This is a genomic window from Sorangiineae bacterium MSr11367, from assembly GCA_037157805.1.
GTDB lineage: Bacteria > Myxococcota_A > Polyangia > Polyangiales > Polyangiaceae > Pendulispora > Pendulispora rubella.
Genome location: CP089983.1, coordinates 13,408,608 through 13,426,214, shown reverse-complemented (window position 1 = coordinate 13,426,214; position 17,607 = coordinate 13,408,608). Strand labels below are relative to the sequence as shown.

Annotated in this window: 20 protein-coding genes; 6 read left to right on the top strand and 14 right to left on the bottom strand. The window is 67.0% G+C overall.

What is annotated here, in order from left to right; genetic code table 11:
- Positions 1 to 28 precede the first annotated feature (28 nt).
- The 6 genes from LVJ94_52460 to LVJ94_52435 form a co-directional block, all read right to left on the bottom strand.
- Entirely contained in the window at positions 29 to 580 is a 552-nt protein-coding gene (locus tag LVJ94_52460) for a DUF1697 domain-containing protein (GenBank protein ID WXB05498.1), read from the bottom strand.
- Entirely contained in the window at positions 577 to 1,344 is a 768-nt protein-coding gene (locus LVJ94_52455) for a VOC family protein (protein WXB05497.1), read from the bottom strand. The genes LVJ94_52460 and LVJ94_52455 overlap by 4 nt, the downstream gene beginning before the upstream one ends.
- Before the next feature lie 50 nt (positions 1,345 to 1,394).
- The gene (locus LVJ94_52450; protein ID WXB05496.1) at positions 1,395 to 2,783 is read right to left on the bottom strand and encodes a diguanylate cyclase; all 1,389 of its coding nucleotides are present in this window, start codon (positions 2,781 to 2,783) and stop codon (positions 1,395 to 1,397) included.
- A 180-nt stretch (positions 2,784 to 2,963) separates the two neighbouring features.
- The gene (locus tag LVJ94_52445) at positions 2,964 to 3,155 is read right to left on the bottom strand and encodes a hypothetical protein (protein ID WXB05495.1); all 192 of its coding nucleotides are present in this window, start codon (positions 3,153 to 3,155) and stop codon (positions 2,964 to 2,966) included.
- Between the two features lie 84 nt (positions 3,156 to 3,239).
- Positions 3,240 to 3,842 carry a glutathione S-transferase family protein gene (locus LVJ94_52440; protein WXB05494.1) on the bottom strand — a complete coding sequence of 201 codons (603 nt, stop codon included), beginning with the start codon at positions 3,840 to 3,842 and terminating at the stop codon, positions 3,240 to 3,242.
- 22 nt (positions 3,843 to 3,864) lie between these two features.
- The gene (locus tag LVJ94_52435) at positions 3,865 to 4,884 is read right to left on the bottom strand and encodes an NAD(P)-dependent alcohol dehydrogenase (GenBank protein WXB05493.1); all 1,020 of its coding nucleotides are present in this window, start codon (positions 4,882 to 4,884) and stop codon (positions 3,865 to 3,867) included.
- A gap of 76 nt (positions 4,885 to 4,960) precedes the next feature.
- Here LVJ94_52435 and LVJ94_52430 point away from each other — a divergent pair, with 76 nt between their 5' ends.
- Complete coding sequence (locus LVJ94_52430; GenBank protein ID WXB05492.1) at positions 4,961 to 5,827, top strand: LysR family transcriptional regulator; 867 nt, start codon at positions 4,961 to 4,963, stop codon at positions 5,825 to 5,827.
- Here LVJ94_52430 and LVJ94_52425 read toward each other — a convergent pair whose 3' ends face one another.
- Positions 5,828 to 5,965: a hypothetical protein gene (locus LVJ94_52425; protein WXB05491.1), complete on the bottom strand. Its 138-nt coding sequence runs from the start codon at positions 5,963 to 5,965 to the stop codon at positions 5,828 to 5,830. It lies immediately after the preceding gene.
- A 123-nt stretch (positions 5,966 to 6,088) separates the two neighbouring features.
- On the opposite strand from LVJ94_52425, the gene pqqB reads away from it, so the two are divergent.
- From pqqB to LVJ94_52400, 5 genes are read left to right on the top strand one after another with little or no spacing between them, the layout of a single operon-like run.
- Positions 6,089 to 7,003, top strand: a complete 915-nt coding sequence (gene pqqB / locus LVJ94_52420; GenBank protein ID WXB10826.1) for a pyrroloquinoline quinone biosynthesis protein PqqB — start codon at positions 6,089 to 6,091, stop codon at positions 7,001 to 7,003.
- Positions 7,000 to 7,689 carry a pyrroloquinoline-quinone synthase PqqC gene (gene pqqC, locus LVJ94_52415; protein WXB05490.1) on the top strand — a complete coding sequence of 230 codons (690 nt, stop codon included), beginning with the start codon at positions 7,000 to 7,002 and terminating at the stop codon, positions 7,687 to 7,689. Before pqqB ends, pqqC begins: the two co-directional genes overlap by 4 nt.
- Positions 7,686 to 7,967: a pyrroloquinoline quinone biosynthesis peptide chaperone PqqD gene (pqqD, locus tag LVJ94_52410; GenBank protein ID WXB05489.1), complete on the top strand. Its 282-nt coding sequence runs from the start codon at positions 7,686 to 7,688 to the stop codon at positions 7,965 to 7,967. Before pqqC ends, pqqD begins: the two co-directional genes overlap by 4 nt.
- Complete coding sequence (pqqE, locus tag LVJ94_52405; protein ID WXB05488.1) at positions 7,964 to 9,028, top strand: pyrroloquinoline quinone biosynthesis protein PqqE; 1,065 nt, start codon at positions 7,964 to 7,966, stop codon at positions 9,026 to 9,028. The genes pqqD and pqqE overlap by 4 nt, the downstream gene beginning before the upstream one ends.
- Complete coding sequence (locus LVJ94_52400; protein WXB05487.1) at positions 9,021 to 10,184, top strand: MFS transporter; 1,164 nt, start codon at positions 9,021 to 9,023, stop codon at positions 10,182 to 10,184. The genes pqqE and LVJ94_52400 overlap by 8 nt, the downstream gene beginning before the upstream one ends.
- 97 nt (positions 10,185 to 10,281) lie before the next feature.
- Here the strand turns inward: LVJ94_52400 and LVJ94_52395 are convergent, their stop codons facing one another.
- The 7 genes from LVJ94_52395 to LVJ94_52365 form a co-directional block, all read right to left on the bottom strand.
- Positions 10,282 to 11,265, bottom strand: a complete 984-nt coding sequence (locus LVJ94_52395) for an NAD(P)-dependent oxidoreductase (GenBank protein WXB05486.1) — start codon at positions 11,263 to 11,265, stop codon at positions 10,282 to 10,284.
- Positions 11,262 to 12,395, bottom strand: a complete 1,134-nt coding sequence (locus LVJ94_52390) for a hypothetical protein (protein WXB05485.1) — start codon at positions 12,393 to 12,395, stop codon at positions 11,262 to 11,264. Before LVJ94_52390 ends, LVJ94_52395 begins: the two co-directional genes overlap by 4 nt.
- A 63-nt stretch (positions 12,396 to 12,458) precedes the next feature.
- Complete coding sequence (locus LVJ94_52385) at positions 12,459 to 13,868, bottom strand: trypsin-like peptidase domain-containing protein (GenBank protein WXB05484.1); 1,410 nt, start codon at positions 13,866 to 13,868, stop codon at positions 12,459 to 12,461.
- 30 nt (positions 13,869 to 13,898) lie between these two features.
- The gene (locus tag LVJ94_52380) at positions 13,899 to 14,936 is read right to left on the bottom strand and encodes a GNAT family N-acetyltransferase (GenBank protein WXB05483.1); all 1,038 of its coding nucleotides are present in this window, start codon (positions 14,934 to 14,936) and stop codon (positions 13,899 to 13,901) included.
- A complete protein-coding gene (truA, locus tag LVJ94_52375) occupies positions 14,924 to 15,736 on the bottom strand; it encodes a tRNA pseudouridine(38-40) synthase TruA (protein ID WXB05482.1) in 813 nt (270 codons plus the stop codon). The genes LVJ94_52380 and truA overlap by 13 nt, the downstream gene beginning before the upstream one ends.
- 15 nt (positions 15,737 to 15,751) lie before the next feature.
- A complete protein-coding gene (locus LVJ94_52370; protein WXB05481.1) occupies positions 15,752 to 16,753 on the bottom strand; it encodes a hypothetical protein in 1,002 nt (333 codons plus the stop codon).
- Positions 16,754 to 16,960: 207 nt separating this feature from the next.
- On the bottom strand, positions 16,961 to 17,554 hold the full coding sequence (locus tag LVJ94_52365; GenBank protein WXB05480.1) for an AgmX/PglI C-terminal domain-containing protein: 594 nt from the start codon (positions 17,552 to 17,554) through the stop codon (positions 16,961 to 16,963).
- Between the last annotated feature and the right edge of the window lie 53 nt (positions 17,555 to 17,607).

Here is a 17,607-nt window from a genome sequence, read left to right as displayed (position 1 = left end):
TCGATAGTGCCCACTTTATGATGCCTGATCACTCCATCATCGCCACGAGCTTCTGCACGGTGTTCCAGTTGCGCATGGTGCTCGTGGTGGCGAGTTTCGCGTCGAAGTAGGCGTTGGACAGCTTCGTCTGGCCAACGCCGTTCGGGCAAAGCAGAAAGATCTCGCGGCCCAGCACCGCGAAGGAATCGGGCGGGGAGCGCTTGGCGTCCAAGGAGCTCACCCGCGCGGAGTCAGGCTCCGCTGCCAAAAAGGCGACGTGCAAGGTCTTCCCGTCCGTACCGCGATCCAAGAACGGGTTCACCCGCAGCACTTGGCGCAGCTCCGCCTCCGTGCGCAAGATCACCGGGACGTCGTAGCCGAAGTCGGGGGCGATGTGCTTCGCGATCCGCGCGGAAAGGCGCGCGGCCACCGTGGCGAGCGCGCGAAAGACGATGTTGCCGCTTTGGATGTAGTGGCGCACGTCCGCACAACCCGCGGCCTCGAACATGGCCACCAACGCCGGCATGGGCAGCCGATTCGAGCTGCCCAAGTTGATTCCGCGCAGCAAGGCCACGCGGAACTCACCGGCGCGCGCCGTCACGAAGGGCGCGCACCCAGAATGCCGAACACCGAGCCTTCCGTATCGCGCACCAGGGCGAAGCGGCCCACCGTGGGAAGGTCGCGCGGAGCGGCCACGATCTGGCCGCCCATCACCGCGGCGATGCGCGCGGCCCAGTCGCAGTCGCGCACCGAGAAATACGCAATCCACGACGGCGGCGTCCGCGGGGCGGGCTTCTTCACCAAGCCGCCCACCGCCTGCGCGCCCACGCGAAACTCCGTGTACTCGCGCCCGAGCTCGTGCGACGTACGCGCGCGCCAGCCGAACAACTCCGTGTAGAACTGCTGCGCGTCCGCCGGATCGTCCGCCGACAACTCGTGCCAACAGGCCGTGGACACCTCGCCCGCCGGCCGCGCGCGCAGGGTGGCCGGGAGCGCCTGCGATTGCCACACGCCGAACGTCGCACCGTCGCGATCCTCGATGGTGGCCATGCGCCCGAGATTCAACAGGTCGTTCGGCGCCGAACGCACGCGCCCGCCGAGACGCGTGGCACGCTGCACGGCGGTGTCGACGTTGTGAACCGAAATGCAGAGCGTCCACCCTGCCTCGCGACCCACTTGCCGAAACGCGGCCACCTCGCGGCCACGCACGCGACAGCGCGTGTACACGTCGCCGGCCGGCAGCCGCACGTCGTCGAACGTCCAGCCAAACAGCTCGTTGTAGAAGATCTTCGCGCGCTGCACGTCGCGCGTTGCAAGTTGGCTAGGACAAAACGTGGTGGGCTGGTGCTGGTCGATCTCGGGCATCGCTCTTCTCGCCTCCCCGCTAAAACGTTCCAAAAGGGTTGTCGAGCGTACTACGGAGCGGTGCGGCCGGGGTCCGCCGTGTGAGGCCGCACGGTCAAAACTGTCGCGTCGAGACGCGCGACGGTGCGGTCCAGCAGATCCATGGCTTCGCCATGACTGAACGTCAGTTCCTCGTTCGTGAGCTTCTCGTAAAGCTCGGGCGCAATGTAGTGGAACGCACGTCGCGCCAGCGCGAGCACATCGCGCGAGCCGCCCCCCACGCGCACGATGGCACCGAGCACGCTGAAGCGCGCCGCGCTCTCGCTTCCCACCGGGCACCATCGCCCTTCGCGATCTTGCGCGAAGCCGCGGGGGATCCACCGGTCCTCGCTCGAGATGAGCGCGCGCGCCTGCCGCAGCGTCCGCACCAACGTCGTCGGAGTGAACGGCGTCGTCACCAGCGTGCGCAAGGTGCTCGGACGCCGCGCCGAAACCGGGTTGCCCTCGCGGGTCTCGTCGACGCCCCACACGTACACGCGATCGCGCCCGGCATTCTTCGCGCGGTAGAGCGCCACGTCGGCGCGCGCGAAGAGATCTTGCCCGAGGAACGACTCGTTCGGAAGCACCGCCGCGACACCGCCGCTGAACGGCACCGGATCGGTCGTGCCATCGGAGAAACGAAACGGGTGCTGCTGCAGATGCAGCCGCATCCGCGATGCCACGTCCCGCGCGCGGTTCGCATCGCACGCGCGTAGAAGCAGAACGAACTCGTCGCCGCCGTAGCGAAAGGCCACGTCCTCGCCGCGCGAGATCGTCTTCAACGCGCCGGCGAAGTGCGCGAGCAAACGGTCGCCCTCCTCATGGCCGAATCGGTCGTTGATCGTCTTGAACCGATCCAGATCGAGGAGCAGCACCGCGAACGGCTCCTTGTGGCGCTTGGCGTAGGCGCTCTCTTCGAGGATGCGCCCCTCGAACCCGCGCCGGTTTCCCAGCCCCGTGAGCTCGTCCACCGTGGCGTTTTTCTGGGCAAATTCGAGCTCTTTTTGCAGTTTGCGCACGAGCTTGACCTGCTCGCCCGCGGCGCGAAGCTTCGCAGCCAGCGCCGTCGGCGACGAGGGCATCGGCACGAAATCCGTCACGCCGTGCTCGACGGCGCGCTGCACCTCGGTCTCGGTCAGCGGGCGCCACGCGAAGGCGAAGATCGGAATGTGCGACGTCGATTCGGCGCGGCGCAGACGTCGGGTCATCTCCAGGGTCGACGGCCGCGCCTGCGACACGTCGAGCACCAGCAGATCGAACATGGTGTCCGCCGCGTCCATTTTGGCGAGCGCTTCCCACGCGTCGGCCGCTTCGACGACGCGAAACATCCCGGGTGGCAAAGCGCGGCGCAGGTTCGCGCGTGTCTCCTTGTCACCGTCCACGATCAACACGGAGCCTTTGGGCGCCTCGCGGACCATCATGCTTCGTCCCTCATCGATTCCTCGGAGGGCTAAGCAAAAAGCGGGCTCGTAAAAACCCGCCGTCTGAGCGCTACCGCTCGTCGCAAATGCGCATCGTGTCGCTCGAAGCCGAGGCAAAACGTCACAGATGGCCATCAAGCGCGCGCAACCGCACGCCGACCTATTTCACGCGGGCACGCGCTAGGACGACCGGCCCACCGCGAGGTAGACGATCTCGTAGCGCGTGGCGTCCACCTTCTCGTCGCGCATCGCCTCGCTCACCAGGTTCTGCATCTTCTCGAGCGCCTGCTGCCGCGAACGCGCGACACACGTGCAGCCAGGCAGCATCAAGCATTCGGCCTCGTAGGTGCCGTCGTCTTTCGGACGAAGCATGACCGGGATGTTGCGCGATGCGTTCACCCAGGCATTGTCTCCCTGCCCGAGCCACCGTCAATGCTGCTGGGGTGCATTTCGCGGTTATGGCCGCTCAGTGATGCCGATGTGACGCGGCTGTGACCGCACCCGTTCGAGCCATGCGAGCACGTGAGGGTAGAGCGAGAGGTCGAATTCGCCTTCCCGCGCCACGTGCGTGTAGGCGTACAGCGCGATGTCCGCGATGGAATACGTGCCCGCGAAAAAATCGTTGGCGCGCAAATGTTCATCCATGACGGAGAGCGTCTTGCGCCCCTTCTCCTGGCGCTCGCGCAACTCTCCTTCTTTGCCGCGCGGGATCCCCGCGTAGCTGACCCAGTTGCGGGCGACGGCGATGTAGGGCTCGTGATCGTACTGCTCGAAACTCATCCACTGCAGCACACGCGCGCGTTGCAGCCGATCGCCAGGAAGGTATGGCGTGCCCTCGGCGAAGTACCAGAGGATGGCCGGCGACTCGGGAAGGAACGCGCCGTCGTCGAGCTCGAGGGTCGGGATGCGGCCGATCGGATTGATCTTGCGATAAGCCGGCGTGCGCGTCTCCCCACCCAGGTAATCGACATCGACGAGCTCGACCGGGATGTCCAAGTGGTGCAGGAGCAACCTGATCTTGTAACAGTTGCCCGATGGGTGAAATTGATGGAGGCGCATCCTCCCCTTATCGCACGCTCGCTTACGAGTGTGTGCCCTCGAATGACAGCGCAACCTTTCCAAAGTGGCCGCCCTTGTCCAAGTGACGAAGCGCCTCCCTTAGCTCCGTGAAGTGGAAGGTGCGATCGATCACCGGGCGGATCTCGCGGTGCAACTCTGTCGAGCGCGCGAGTGCCTCGAGGCTCGCGCGGTGCCCTCCCGAGACCGCTTGCAGGCGCACGCGTTTCGTGATGGCCGGGAGCAGCGCGAAGTTTGCGTTCAGGCCCGCCACGAAGCCCGTGACGTACACGGTTCCGGCGATGCGCGCGGCCTTGATGGATCGCGTGAGCTCCTCGCCGCCGGCCACGTCGATCACGTGATCGGCACCGCGGCCGCGCGTGATCTCGCGAACGCGCACGTCCCAGTCCGGCGTCGTGCGGTAGTTGATGACGTGGTGCGCGCCCAGTGCTTTCGCCCGAGCGAGTTTCTCGTCGCTGCCCGAGGTGACGATGACCTCGGCCCCCGCAGCGCGGGCCAGCATCAACGCGAAGAGCGACACGCCGCCCGTGCCCTGCACGACGACCGATTCGCCGAGGCGCAAATGGCCATGGGCGAACAACATGTGCCACGCCGTGAGCCCGGCCACGGGCAAGGTCGCGGCCTCGACGTCGGAGAGATGCGCCGGTGCGTGCACGGCGCCGTCTTCCTGGATGACGACGTACTCGGCGAAGGTGCCGTCGAGCGGACCGCCGAGGCGGCGCATGTTCTCTTCGGGCGGCGCGCCGTCGATCCAATTGGTGATGTACAGGAGCAGGACGCGATCGCCGAGGGCGAACTTGGTCACGCCCGCGCCGACGGCGACCACCTCCCCCACGCCGTCCGAGCCCATGATGACCGGCAGCGGCAAGGACGCGTACTCGCCGCGAAGGACGCTGAGGTCGCGGTAATTGAGCGCCGCGGCGCGCATGCGCAGAAGGAGCTGCCCCGGGCCGGGTGAAGGCTGGGGGCGCTCGGCGAGGCGCAGACCGTCGTAGCCGTACTGCGCGAGTTCGAAGGCTTTCATGTCCCCAAAGGTGAGGCTTTCGCTGCCCGTGCAGAAGTACCCATGGTTGCATGTTCGTCGTGCAAGAATGCAGGGCATGGTCTGGGACGATCTCCGCATCTTTCTGGCACTGCGCCGGCAAGGGACGCATGCCGCCGCGGCGCGCTCGCTGGGCGTGGATGCCACCACGGTGGGGCGAAGGCTCGCGGCGCTGGAAGCGACATTGCGCGTGCGGCTCTTCGAGCGGACGCCGGCGGGGCTCGTGCTCACCGAGGCGGGGCGTACCCTCGTTCCGCGCGCCGAGCGCATCGAGGGCGAGGTCGTTCACGCGGAGCGAGAGCTCGGCGGGGCCGATGCACGCCTCGAGGGCACGGTGCGGCTCACCGCGGGCGACGGGCTGCTGACGTTCCTCGTGGTGCCGCGCCTGGCGGGCTTTCGCGAGCGGCATCCGGGCATCGACCTGGAGCTGGTCGGCGAGACGCGCGAGCTCGACGTGCTACGTCGCGAGGCCGATGTGGCCCTGCGCCTCTCGCGCCCGCGCGAGTCCTCGCTGGTCGCGCGCCGGGTGGGGCGCTACGACTATGGCATCTACGCGGGGCAGTCCTACATCGGTCGGCGTCCGCCACCGCGCAGCCTACGCGAGCTCGCCGCGCACGAGTGGCTCACCTACGACACGTCACTGGACCACATTCCGGAGGCGCGCTGGCTTCGCGAACATGCGCCGCGACCCCGCTTTGCCTTGCGGACGAACCGAACGGTAACGCTGGTGGCGGCCTGCGCCTCGGGGCACGGGCTTGCGATCTTGCCAACCGCATTCGAGGCCGCCGACCCTCGCCTGGTTCGCGTCCTGCCGCGCACCCCCCTTCCCACACGCGACGCTTGGATGGTCTTCCACCGTGACCTTCGCACCAACGCGCGGGTAAACGCGTTGGGCGCATGGCTCACGGAACTCTTCGCAACTTAGTCAGCCCTCGACGGCGGGCTCGCAAACGGGCGGGCCCTCGCGCCAGGGATCTTCCTCTTGGTACGAAGAGATTTCAGCGTCCATCTTGATCTCGATGGCCGTCGGCTTTTCCCACGTCACGGATGTCGAAGTCGTCATGTTCTCTCGCTCCTTTTTGCTTCGTGGACTTGGTTAGCTCGCCGAAAACATATCGCAAGCGCGAGCGATGTATTTAGTAAACATTCTTAACAAAGGCCAGTACGGATAGTATCGGTCGGAATGATGCGGCTCACAGTACTTGGTTCGGCCGCCGGCGGCGGCTTTCCGCAATGGAATTGTGGTTGTCCCCAATGTGTTGCAGTTCGGGGAAACCACGCAGACTTTCAAGGACGCACACAAGACTCCGTCGCGGTCACGCGCGATGGGGAATCGTATGTCGTCGTTAATGCATCGCCCGACGTGCTCGAGCAGATCAAACGCACACGCGCCCTCTGGCCGCGGGCGCCGCGTCATTCTCCGATTCGAGCCATCGTGCTCACCAACGGGGACATGGACCATGTGCTCGGGCTCTTTGCGTTGCGGGAATCGTACCCGTTCGCGCTCTATGCGACCGAGGCCGTGTGGCGCGGGCTCGAGGCCAATGCGTTCCTGCGGACGCTGCAACGCTTCGAGGGGCACGTGGTCTGGCGCCGGCTCGAGATCGGGCACGACATGGAAATTCGCGACGCCGCGGGCGAAAGCACGGGCGTTCACCTTCGTGCATTCGCGGCGCCGGGCAAGCTGCCCGTGCACTTGATGGGCGGCACGCCGAGCCCGGAGGACAACGTCGGCCTCGTGTTCCACGACGGTAGCGCACCGCGGCGAAGCGCAGTCTACCTAACGGCGTGCGCGCACCTCGAGACGCGGAGTGACTTGGAAGGACACGCAGCACTCCTGTTCGACGGGACGTTCTACCGGGAGGACGAGCTCGTTCGACTCGGCCTGTCGCAGGCGGTGGCCAAGGACATGGCGCACGTGCCCATCACGGTAGACGATGGCCGAGGCAGCCTTGCGCGGCTATCGTCGTTGCCCGGTCGTAAAATCTATACGCACATCAACAACACGAACCCCATCCTCTCGAAGTCGTCCGAAGAGCGGCGCATCGTGGAGGCGGCGGGATTCGAAATCGCTTTCGACGGAATGGACATCACGTTATGAGCGCACTCTCCAAAGACGACTTCGTGGCGCGGCTGCGGCAGGAAGGCGAAAAGCGCTATCACGATCATCATCCGTTTCACGTGCGTATGCACGCGGGGGAGCTTTCGCGCACGCAGATTCAAGCCTGGGTGCTGAATCGGTATTACTATCAGACGCGAATACCGATTAAAGACGCCATCATCTTGTCCAAATCGGACGATCCGGCGTTTCGCCGCTCGTGGATGCAGCGCATCGTCGACCACGATGGGAAGGCCGAGGGCGAGGGCGGCCTGGCGCAGTGGCAGCGGCTGGCGGCGGGGGTGGGGCTCGACGTCGAGGAGGTGAAGAGCCTTTCGCGCGTGCTGCCCGGTGTGCGCTTCGCATGCGATGCGTACGTGCAGCTGGTGCGCGAGCGTCCGCTGGTCGAGGCGGTGGCGTCGTCGCTGACCGAATTTTTCTCGCCGGACATCATGACGCGCCGGATCGCCGCGTGGGAGACGCACTATCCCTGGGTGGATGGCGCCACCTTGGCGTACTTCCGTGGCCGGGTGACGCGCGCTCGGGACGATTCGCGGCAGGCCATCGACTACGTGCTCGCGCACGCGACGGGCCGCGAGCAGCAGGAGCGGTGCATCGAGGCGCTCATCACCAAGTGCCACATTTTGTGGGCGCTGCTCGACGCGGTGAGCAAGGAATTTCCGGCATGATCTCCGCGACCTCCGTTCCCAAGCTGGCGAAGAAGGCGCGGCTTCGTTTCGATCGGCACCAGGGGCAGCACATGCTGCTCTATCCGGAGCGGGGTCTTCTCTTGAGCGCCTCGGCGGCGGCCATTGCGGAGCGGTGCGATGGAACGCGCACGGTGAGCGAGATCGTGCAGCAGCTCGCCGCGGCCACCGAGGGGGCCTCGGCGGAGCGCATCGAGCGCGACGTGGTCGAGTTCCTGGAGGATCTCGCCGCGCGGGGCCTTTTGGAGCCGCAGCCGTGAGTGCGCCGCGGCCGTACACCCTCATCGCCGAGCTGACGTACCGGTGCGCGCTCAAGTGCCCCTATTGCTCCAACCCGACGGCGCTGCGCGATCACCGCGACGAGATGAGCACCGAGCAATGGCTCCGCGTCCTGACGGAGGCGGAGGAGCTCGGCGTGATGCAGGTGCATTTCACCGGCGGCGAGCCGCTCGCGCGCAAGGATCTCGAACCCATCGTGCGGCGCGCGCGCGAGCTCGGGCTCTATTCGAACCTGGTGACCAGCACGGTGCCGCTCACGCGCGAGCGCCTGGTCGGGCTGAAGGAAGCGGGCATCGACCATGTGCAGGTGAGCATGCAGAGCACGCGCCCCGAGCGCGCCGACGACATCGCCGGCTACGAAGGGCACGCGCACAAGCTCACGGCGGCGCGCTGGGTGAAAGAGCTCGAGCTGCCGCTGACCATCAATGTGGTGCTGCACCGGGCGAATCTCGACGAGGTGGAGGACATCGTCGCGCTGGCCGAGGAGCTGGGCGCCGACCGCGTGGAGCTCGCGAACACGCAATACCACGCGTGGGCACTGCTCAATCGCGACACGCTGTTGCCGACCCGGGAGCAACTCGAGCGCGCGTCGGTGGTGGCGGCGAAGGCCAAGGCGCGTCTTCGCGGCAAGATGGATGTGCTCTTCGTGAAACCGGATTACTTCTCGACGAAGCCAAAAGCCTGCATGGATGGATGGGCGCGGCGATTCGTGCACATGACGCCCGGCGGTTTCGTTCTGCCGTGCCATGCCGCGATGCAGATCACGGGGCTCTCGTTCGACAGCGCACGCGATCGCGCGCTGGGCGACATCTGGGAAAACTCGCCGGCCTTGCGCGCGTATCGGGGGGATGCCTGGATGCCCGAGCCCTGCCGCAGCTGCGAGCGCAAGGAGGTGGACTTCGGCGGGTGCCGCTGCCAAGCCTTCGCGCTCACGGGCGATGCATCGGCAACCGATCCCGTGTGTTCGCTGTCGCCGCAGCACCATTTGATCCGCGACGCTCGGACCACCGCCGCGCCGAAGCGATACCTTTACCGTGGCTGACGCGCGGCTGCGCACCCGCACGGTGATCGCATGCGGCGTGGGCTCCTTCATGGCGGCCCTCGGTACGAACCTGGTGAACATCTCGGCGCCGGTCATCGCGCGCGAGTTCGGGCTCGGGCCGGGGGAGATCAGCCCGATCTTCACGGTGTACCTGCTGGTCATCACGGTGCTCTTGCCCGTGTTCGGGCGGGTGGGCGATACCTTCGGCGCGAAAAAGGTGTTCGTCGCGGGGTTCTCCGGGTTCGGAGTGACGTCGTTTCTCTGCGCGCACACGCATTCTCTGGCGGCGCTCGTCGGGGCCCGGGCCCTTCAGGGCGTCTGCGCCGCGATGCTCATGTCGATGGGGCCGGCCATCGTGCTCGGCGTCTTCCCGCCCACGCACCGCGCGCGGGCGCTCGGCCTTCAGCTTTCGCTCACGTACCTCGGTCTGGTCATCGGTCCGACCTTGGGCGGGCTTCTCGTGGGCTCGCTCGGTTGGCGGTCCATCTTCCTCGCGCTGTGCGCGGTCGCCTTCGTGGGAACGGCGCTGGCCAGCGTGTGGCTCTCGAGCGGCGTCGGCTCCATCACCCGCCGGGGAAGGGCTGGGGAGGGGGAGCGTCCTCTCCTACGGCACCCGCCGTTCCTCCTGGGCCTGGCCGGGGCCCTGCTCCTCTACACGACGACGTTCATGCTGTCGTTCTCCCTGCCCTTTCAGCTCCAGCATGCGCGCGGCATGTCCGCCCGTGATGCGGGCCTGCTCCTCACGCCGCAACCGGCCATGATGGCCATCGTTGCCCCCATCGGGGGATGGCTCTCGGATCGCTTCGGCACGCGTTGGCCGTGCGCGCTCGGCATGGTCGCCATTGCGGGCGGCTGCGTGCTCCTCGCGTACGTCGCGGACGGTTCGCCCATGGCGATGGCGCCGGTGGTTGCCCTCATCGGTCTCGGCGCCGGGGCGTTCATCGCTCCGAACAACGCCTCCATCATGGGGGCCGCGCCCAAAGACCGCCAAGGCGCGGCGGCGGCGGCGGCGGCCATGGCGCGCAACATCGGCATGACGTGCGGGGTCGGCCTCGCCGGCGCCCTGCTTCACCGCGCCGGCAGCTTCACGGCCGTCATGTTCGCCGCCGCCACCCTGGCGCTCAGTGGGGCCTCGCTTGCGTTACTGCGCCGTTGAGCGAGGCCATCGGGCGTGGAGCAGGAGCGGGTGCGGGGATTTCGAGGGCGGGATTTGGTTGGTGGGATTTGGGATTTGGTTATTGGGATTTGGTGGGTTAGAGCCAGCCGTTCTCGCGGTACCACTTCACCGTGAGTCGGGTACCCTGTACCCAGTCGATTTCGGGCTTCCAGCCCAACTCGGCAATCGCGTCGTCCGTCGTGCAGACCCAGTAGGGCATGCCCAGCATGTTCGCTTTTTCGCGCGTGAGCATCACGGCTTTGTTGGCGACCTTGCCGTAGGTCTCCACGCCGAAGGCCACGGCGCTAATGATGCCGAGGGGCAAGCCTTTGCGCACCAGGGCGCGTTTGCCGATGGCGCGTTCTACTTCTTCCATGGCTTCGCGCTGCACGTAGACCTTGCCGTCGGTGATGAAGTAGGTGCGGCCGCTCGGGATGTCCGCCAAGATGGCGCGGATGACGGCCTTGGCGCAGTCCGTTGCGTAGGTGAACGTGACCTTCGAGCTGCCGTCGCCCGTGATGGGAAGCACGCGGCGTTGCACGGCCTTGAAGACCTCGAAGATCTCGATGTCGCGGGGGCCGTAGATGCCCGTGGGACGCAACGTCACGACGGGGATCTCGTCCTTGATGGCCAAGATGGCCTTTTCGGCGGCCAGCTTCGAGCGGCCGTACGCGGTGACCGGGTTCTCCTGATCCACGCGGACCGGCGTGTCCGTTTCCGACGGGCCGCACGCCTCGAGGCTCGAGATGTACACCAAGCGGCGAATGCTCTTTGCGCGCTTCTTCGCGGCGGCGATCACGTTCACCGTGCCGCCCAGGTTGATCTTCTGGAACTCCTCGCTGCTTCGCGCCTTGACGATGCCCGCGGCGTGCACGATGGCGTCCACGCCCTCGACGGCGGCGTCCACCTTGTCGGCTTCTTCGACGGCACCGTAGGCCAGCTCCACGTTGGGCAGCGACTCCAAGAATTTGCGATTGGAGCTCTTTCGCACCAGCGCGCGCACCTGATGGCCCGCGAGCGACAGTTGTTCGGCCACATGGCTCCCGAGAAAGCCGCTGGCTCCGGTGATCAGTACTTTCATGTCCCCAGGCTCTTTTCGTAAATCCGGTACGTCTTGTAGTTCTTCCCGCCCATGACCTTGATCCCGGCGTTCACCGCGCCGTTGTCCTCCAAGGTCCACCCAAGCTCTCCCCACTCGATGCCGATGCGCTTCCCCGACAGCGCCAGCTCGCCATACAAGAACGCCGACAGCCCGGCGTATTTGCGCACGTTCCGGTACTTGCGCCGCACGCCCAGAATGATCAGGCGCGCGCTGCGCGGGCCTTGCACCTTGAGGCGATACAAAAGCTTGGCCCACCCGAACGGGAACAGGCTGCCGCGCAAATCGGGAATCATCTCGTTGAGGTTCGGCAAGGTCACCGCCACCGCCGCCGGCTCCCCGTCGATGGATACGATGCGGGTGATCTCCGGCTGCAGGATCAATTTGAAGTCCGCCGCCATCTTGCGCACTTCGTTGCGCGTAAAGGGAACGAAGCCCCAGTTGTCCGACCAGGCGTCGTTGAAGACGTCCACGAAGATGCCCACGTCGCGCTCGATGTCCTTGAGCGATCCCATGCGCGAGGTGACCTCGGGCAGTGCGCGGATCTCGTCGTGGCCGCGCTTCACGCGCGGGGTCATGTCCGAGACCATGTACTTCCACCCGAACAGATCTTTCGCCTTCGCGTAACCGGCCTGCTCGATGAGGCCTCCCTGGTACGGGCGGTGGTGCGAGCACAGGAACACGGGCGGCGTGTCGAAACCTTTGACCAGACAGCCCGACTCCTCGTTGATGCTCAGCGAGAAGGGACCGCGTGCGCGCTTGATGCCGCGGGCCTTGAGCCACGATTCGGCCTTGTCGATCAGCGCACGCGCCACGTCGGGATCGTCGATGGTGTCGAGGAAGCCGAAGAAGCCGGTGTCGTCCTTGTAGCGATCGAGGTGCTCACGATCGATGCTCGCCGAGATGCGGCCCACGCACTCGCCATGGCGGTGCGCCGTGAAGAACGCCGCCTCGCCATGCTCGAAGAAGGGGTTCTTCTTCGTATTGAGCTGGTCTTTCACGAACATGTCCAGCGGGCGGATGTACTGCGGGTCGCCCGCGTAGATGGAATCCACCACGTTGAGAAAGTCGGAAAGGTTGCCCCCCTCGCCGATCTGTCGAACCTCGATCATGCGGCAACGGGTACCCCGCGGCACCGCCACCGTCAATTCCCCCCGCAGGGGGAGCCGTCAAAGTTACTTCTTCAACGCCGCGTAAAACGACGATTCCCGCCGCTTCACGCGAAGAAGAAGCTGCCCATCGGCGGCGGCCTGCTGCACCTGCGACGAGGTAGGCTCGGAGGTGCCGTCCACCTCGACGATGACGTCACCCACCTTGAGGCCCGCACGATCGGCCGAAGATCCGGGGGAAATGCCCGTAATGAGGGGCAACGCCTTGGACGGCAGACCGGCTTGGCTCGCTTGCTGCGGGGTCAGATCCCGCACGGTGAGGCCAAGCCCCGGCTGCGGGACGCCTTGCTGCTGCACCGGGATGGGGGGCACGGCCGGCTCCGGGCGCGCCGCCAAGGTCACCTTCGTGCCATAGCGCTTTCCGTCGCGAAGGACCTCGAGCTCCAGGGTCTGCCCCACGTCGTGGGACAGGACCTCCCGGGTCAAATCGTGCGAATCGTGAATCGGCCGCGCGGCCACCGCCGCGATGACGTCGCCCGGTTTGATCTGCGCGCGCTTGGCGGGCGAGTTGTCCCCCACCGCGTTGACCAGGGCGCCCGCCCGCGGATCGACCTTCATCACCGTCGCCAGCTCCGGGGAGAGATCCTGCGCGCCCACGCCGATCCATGCGCGCTCGACGCGCCCGCTCTTGAGGATTTGCTCCGCCGCGCGGCGGGCCATGTTCGACGGCACCGCGAAGCCGATGCCGCTGCCGCGACCCACGATCATCGTGTTGATGCCGACCACGCGGCCCTCGAGATCGCAGAGCGGGCCGCCCGAGTTGCCCGGGTTGATGCTCGCGTCGGTCTGGAGGTAATCCTCGATGAGGTTCATCCCGAGCTGCCCGCGACCTTTGGCGCTGAGCACGCCGGTGGTGACCGTGTAGCCGAGGCCGAACGGCGAGCCGATGGCCACGACCCACTCGCCGACCTTCATCGCATCGCTGTCGGCGAACTTCGCGGCCACGAGGCCCTGCGTGTCCACCTTGATGACCGCGAGATCCGTCGCGGGATCGCGGCCGACGAGGCGGGCGGGCAAGAAGCGCCCGTCGCGCAGGTGGACGTTGATGGTGAGCGCGCCCTCGATGACGTGGTTGTTCGTCAGGATGGCCCCGTCGGGCGTGAAGACGACGCCCGAACCGGTGCCGCGCGCGACCGGGGAGTCGCTGCTGCCGCGCCCGATCCAGCGCAAAATTTGGTCGGCGTTCTCGTCACGGGCGGTGACGTCGATCTGGACGACGCTGGGGCTCACCCGCTCGGCCACGTTGACGAAGGCATCGGACAGCTTGCGCGCCTCGGCCTGGGAAGCTTGCACCTGCGCAGGCGATGGCCCCTGCGCTTGCGCGCTCACCTTCTCCTTCTGGGCTTGCGCCAACGCGGGCGCGGACAATCCGAGGCAGGCCAGGACAACCAAAGAGCGAAGGGTAAGGGGACGCATCTCTGCAACAGATTTCCACAATGCCGCGGTTCAAGCCAATCTTGTGACGATGCGCGACCACGGGTGCGCGCCAAGGCTCAGGGTGGCGTCGTAAAGCGGGGTGCCCGGAAGGGTCAGATCGGTCAGCTCCATGGTGGGAGCTTCCGCTGCGATCGCAAATCGGCACGCGAGCGCGATGAGCGGGGCCAGCACGGGAAGAGGTTCGCGCGCCGGGTCGATGGCGAAGCGGCCGAGAATGGTACGCCGCGTCCGCGCAAATGGCGGATCCAGGGGCGAAATGACCAGGCTTGCCGCCGCCCGGACGTCGCCGCGCGCATCGACGGTGACGAGTTCGTGCGGCTCGCTGGCATCACGATGCCGGCGCCCGAGGTGGGCGGCGATGGCCCCGACCAAGGTGGCATCGATGGCCCGTGGCCGGTCGAACCGCTCGTCGTGGGCGGCGCGCCTTCGGGCGGCCAGCATCGACTCCAAGACGGCCAGGGCCAGCGCATCCTGCGGCTCGGCGGGCCGGGCCACGAACTCGCCCGCGCGCACCCGAGGCTCGTGCGAGACGACCATGCGCGAGCTCCAGGCCACGGGCCGGTACCCGAGCCGCTCGTAAAAGCCGTGCGCCGGGTTGGGCTCGAGCACCTCGGCGGCCAACACCGACGGGGCGCCCCGCGCAAGCTCGTGGGACATGCGCGCCAAATTCGTCAGCAGCGCCTTCCCCGCACCGAGCACCCGCGCCCGGGGGTGCACGATGAGCGAGCGCACCTCGCACGTGTACGGCGTGCGCGCCTCGGCACCGTGGCGTTCGAACCAGCCTTCCACCTGGCCGCAAACTTGGCCATGGATGGCCGCCACCAGGTGAATGTGACGCCCGAGCACCGGCTGCCCGCCGCGAACGCGCGCGTCCTCGTCGAGCCGGTTGGCCAGCCGCGCGTAAACCCGCTCGTCGCGCGTGCCCGGGTAGCCTCCCCAGCGCTCGTGCGCATCCCAGAGCTCACGCCACAATCCCGCGATTTGGATGCCCTCCCCCGGGGAGGGCGCTCGTACCAGTATGCGCTCACGAACGGTTACTGCGGCCATGGCTCCCCGACCATTTCACTAGGTAGGAGAAGATCGATCGACTCGAGCGTCAAGCCATGGCCGGGTGCCGTCGCACCAGAAAGACGCCGGTCGCGCCCCTCCAGCGCGCGGGCGATGGTCCCCTCGGGCAACTGCCCACGGGCCACGTCCACCAAGGTGCCCACCAAAATGCGCACCATGTTGTGGAGAAAGGCGTTTCCCTCGATGACGATGCTCAGGATCCGCCCGTGCAGGTCGAGCCCATGCAGGTCGTCCGGCTCGATGGCCACACGCGTCACCGTGCGCACCGTTTCCTGCCGCTCGTCGTGGGCCGAGCGAAAGGCTGCGAAGTCGTGTGTCCCCACGATGGACTGCGCCTCGCGGCGCAGCTTGTCGAGGTCCAGCTCGAAGCCGATGCGCCACGCCCGGTGCATCACCAGCGGGTCGCGGATGCGGTCGAGCACGAGCCGGTAGCGATAGCGCTTTCCCTTCGCGGCAAACCTCGGCACGTACCCGGGCGGGATCAGCCGCGCGGCGCGGACGCACACGTCATCGGGCAAATGCTGGTTGATCGCGAGCACCCAGCCGCGCGGCGGCAAGGGCAAGGTCGCGTCGAAGGCCACCATCTGCGCCTCGGCGTGGACGCCGCTGTCGGTGCGGCTCGTTCCGCGCGGGGCACTCGCACGGGCATCGACCGCCATGATGGCCCCCTTGAGCGTCTCCTCGATGGTGCGCTCCCCGCCCTTTTGTGCGGCCCAACCCCGGAAATGCGTGCCGTCGTAGGCCACCTTGAGAAGTACACCACCGGGATGCTCGGACATGTCGTTCCCGAGACTTTACACGAGCAAACGCCCCGAGCGGACCAGGGGCACACCGTCGAGGTCGACATCCGACGTGCTCGCGGCCGCCGTGATCTGGGCCCTCCCACTCCACGTCGCGCCCGTGTGCTCGGGGTACGTGGCGCCGAATCCCAAGTGAATCCCTGGCAAATTCTGGTCCGAGGTGACCTCGCCGGTGGCCGCATGGATGCCGATGTTCGTGCCCAAAATGGCCAGCCCCACTCGGTCCAGGCTGGCCTCGCGGCGCATGAAATCCATGAGGTGTCGGTCCAGCGAGCGGTCGTCGCAGCGCACGGCGCGGCAGAGGCCTTGGTCGATTTCGAAGCGCACCGGCGCCTTGTCGAGCAGCCCGACGTTGGCCCCGGCCTCGGTGCCGATGGAAGCATCGGCCACGAACACGCCAGAAACCGATGAGGGACTCGTCACCAGGCTGCCCGACGGAAGATGCTCCCAGCGCCCCGGGCGCAGCACCCCGACGAACTCCGCCCAGCGGAGCGAGGGCGCGCACCGCACCTCCAGATCGCTCCCGGCCACGCTGCGCACGCGCAGCACCGACTCGGGCCGCAGCCGCATCCGCACCGCCCGCGTCGCATCCAGGATGCGCGAGGGGTCCACGGAAAAGCCGCCAATCATGGACTTCCGCGAGATGCCAACCATGTGCGCGTGGCGCAAATTGAGATGGCGCACGCGCGCGAGAAGCTCGTAGCGCAGGGCCATCTCACCGTCGTCGAAGCCCGCCAGGAAGACGCTCGCCTGGGCGTCGGTCAGAGCCTCCTGAAGCGACGACGGGATGTGCCGCATGGGGCGGTCGCCGTATTCCTCCAGCGAGAAAATCGCGGCCCGCGCCCCGATGTTCCGGGCCGCATCGGCCAGCGAAAGACCGATGTCCCGCCGCGCGCGATCCACGAGAACCACCACGCGCTCGCCGGGAACGACGCCGAGCGCGCCCTCGAGGATGCGCCGCGCGGCCCCCATCAGGTCGAAGTCGATGCCCGACAATCGAAACGCCGTGGAGAGCTGCGGCGGTCGCGTCGAACGGGCTGGCGCACCCGTTCGGGACGATGGCGGAACTTCGCTTGGCCGCGAGGGCCGCGAACTCGGGGGTGCACTGCTCCCTCGCTTCTTCGGATCCTCGTCGGCCATAGCACCCGGTTGGATGTCGCCCGCTCGGGCGGGGAGGTGGGTAACGAACGCGGCTAGACGAGACTACCGGCCGCCGGGGACGAACGAGATGGGGACCGCCGTGTCGACGCAACCGCCCTTGGGCGCGGGGAAGTGCCCGGTGGACTTGAAGTACCCGGCAACGCATTGCGCAACGGCGGGGGTGCCCATGTCATTGGCGGTCACGCCGGCCGAGCACACGCCTCCGCTCGGGGCGATGCGCAGGGTGATCTGCACCTTGCCCTGAAGCGTGTTGTCCTGCGTGAGGGCCTGGTCGTAGCAGCGATGGGCCTGCTTGGCGCGAAACGCCAGCGCCGTCTCCAGATCGGACGTGATGCTACCGGCGCACGTTTTCACCTCGCAGCCGGCCAGCGAATTGTTGGTCGACGCCACTTTTCGCGGCGGACCTGCATCGGGCTCGGGCGGAGGAGGCGGCGGCACCTCGTCCACCTGGGATTGGCTGAACGTGGTGGCGGGGGGGGCGCTTCCGGGTGGCGGAGGCGCAACGGCCGCGGGGGCGGGCTTGTCGAGAACCATCTTCCACACGAAGAGGCCAACGATTCCGAACAAGAAGAGAAGCCCTAAGGCGATATACTTGCCGTTCCCATGGGTGGGCGGCGGGGGTGTGCTCGCGCTCATCGACCGTTGGCTCACTCGGCTGGACGCCGCGCGCCGAATATACATGCTCTAGA

Bases quoted from the DNA above. Each gene is read 5' to 3' on its own strand.
- pqqC (WXB05490.1), top strand. From the start codon at position 7,000: ATGAGCGCACTCTCCAAAGACGACTTCGTGGCGCGGCTGCGGCAGGAA.
- pqqB (WXB10826.1), top strand. From the start codon at position 6,089: ATGCGGCTCACAGTACTTGGTTCGGCCGCCGGCGGCGGCTTTCCGCAA.
- LVJ94_52445 (WXB05495.1), bottom strand. From the start codon at position 3,155: ATGCTTCGTCCGAAAGACGACGGCACCTACGAGGCCGAATGCTTGATG.
- pqqD (WXB05489.1), top strand. From the start codon at position 7,686: ATGATCTCCGCGACCTCCGTTCCCAAGCTGGCGAAGAAGGCGCGGCTT.
- LVJ94_52425 (WXB05491.1), bottom strand. From the start codon at position 5,965: ATGACGACTTCGACATCCGTGACGTGGGAAAAGCCGACGGCCATCGAG.
- truA (WXB05482.1), bottom strand. From the start codon at position 15,736: ATGTCCGAGCATCCCGGTGGTGTACTTCTCAAGGTGGCCTACGACGGC.
- LVJ94_52440 (WXB05494.1), bottom strand. From the start codon at position 3,842: ATGCGCCTCCATCAATTTCACCCATCGGGCAACTGTTACAAGATCAGG.
- LVJ94_52395 (WXB05486.1), bottom strand. From the start codon at position 11,265: ATGAAAGTACTGATCACCGGAGCCAGCGGCTTTCTCGGGAGCCATGTG.
- LVJ94_52390 (WXB05485.1), bottom strand. From the start codon at position 12,395: ATGATCGAGGTTCGACAGATCGGCGAGGGGGGCAACCTTTCCGACTTT.
- LVJ94_52435 (WXB05493.1), bottom strand. From the start codon at position 4,884: ATGAAAGCCTTCGAACTCGCGCAGTACGGCTACGACGGTCTGCGCCTC.
- LVJ94_52385 (WXB05484.1), bottom strand. From the start codon at position 13,868: ATGCGTCCCCTTACCCTTCGCTCTTTGGTTGTCCTGGCCTGCCTCGGA.
- LVJ94_52455 (WXB05497.1), bottom strand. From the start codon at position 1,344: ATGCCCGAGATCGACCAGCACCAGCCCACCACGTTTTGTCCTAGCCAA.
- LVJ94_52365 (WXB05480.1), bottom strand. From the start codon at position 17,554: ATGAGCGCGAGCACACCCCCGCCGCCCACCCATGGGAACGGCAAGTAT.
- LVJ94_52450 (WXB05496.1), bottom strand. From the start codon at position 2,783: ATGATGGTCCGCGAGGCGCCCAAAGGCTCCGTGTTGATCGTGGACGGT.
- LVJ94_52430 (WXB05492.1), top strand. From the start codon at position 4,961: ATGGTCTGGGACGATCTCCGCATCTTTCTGGCACTGCGCCGGCAAGGG.
- LVJ94_52380 (WXB05483.1), bottom strand. From the start codon at position 14,936: ATGGCCGCAGTAACCGTTCGTGAGCGCATACTGGTACGAGCGCCCTCC.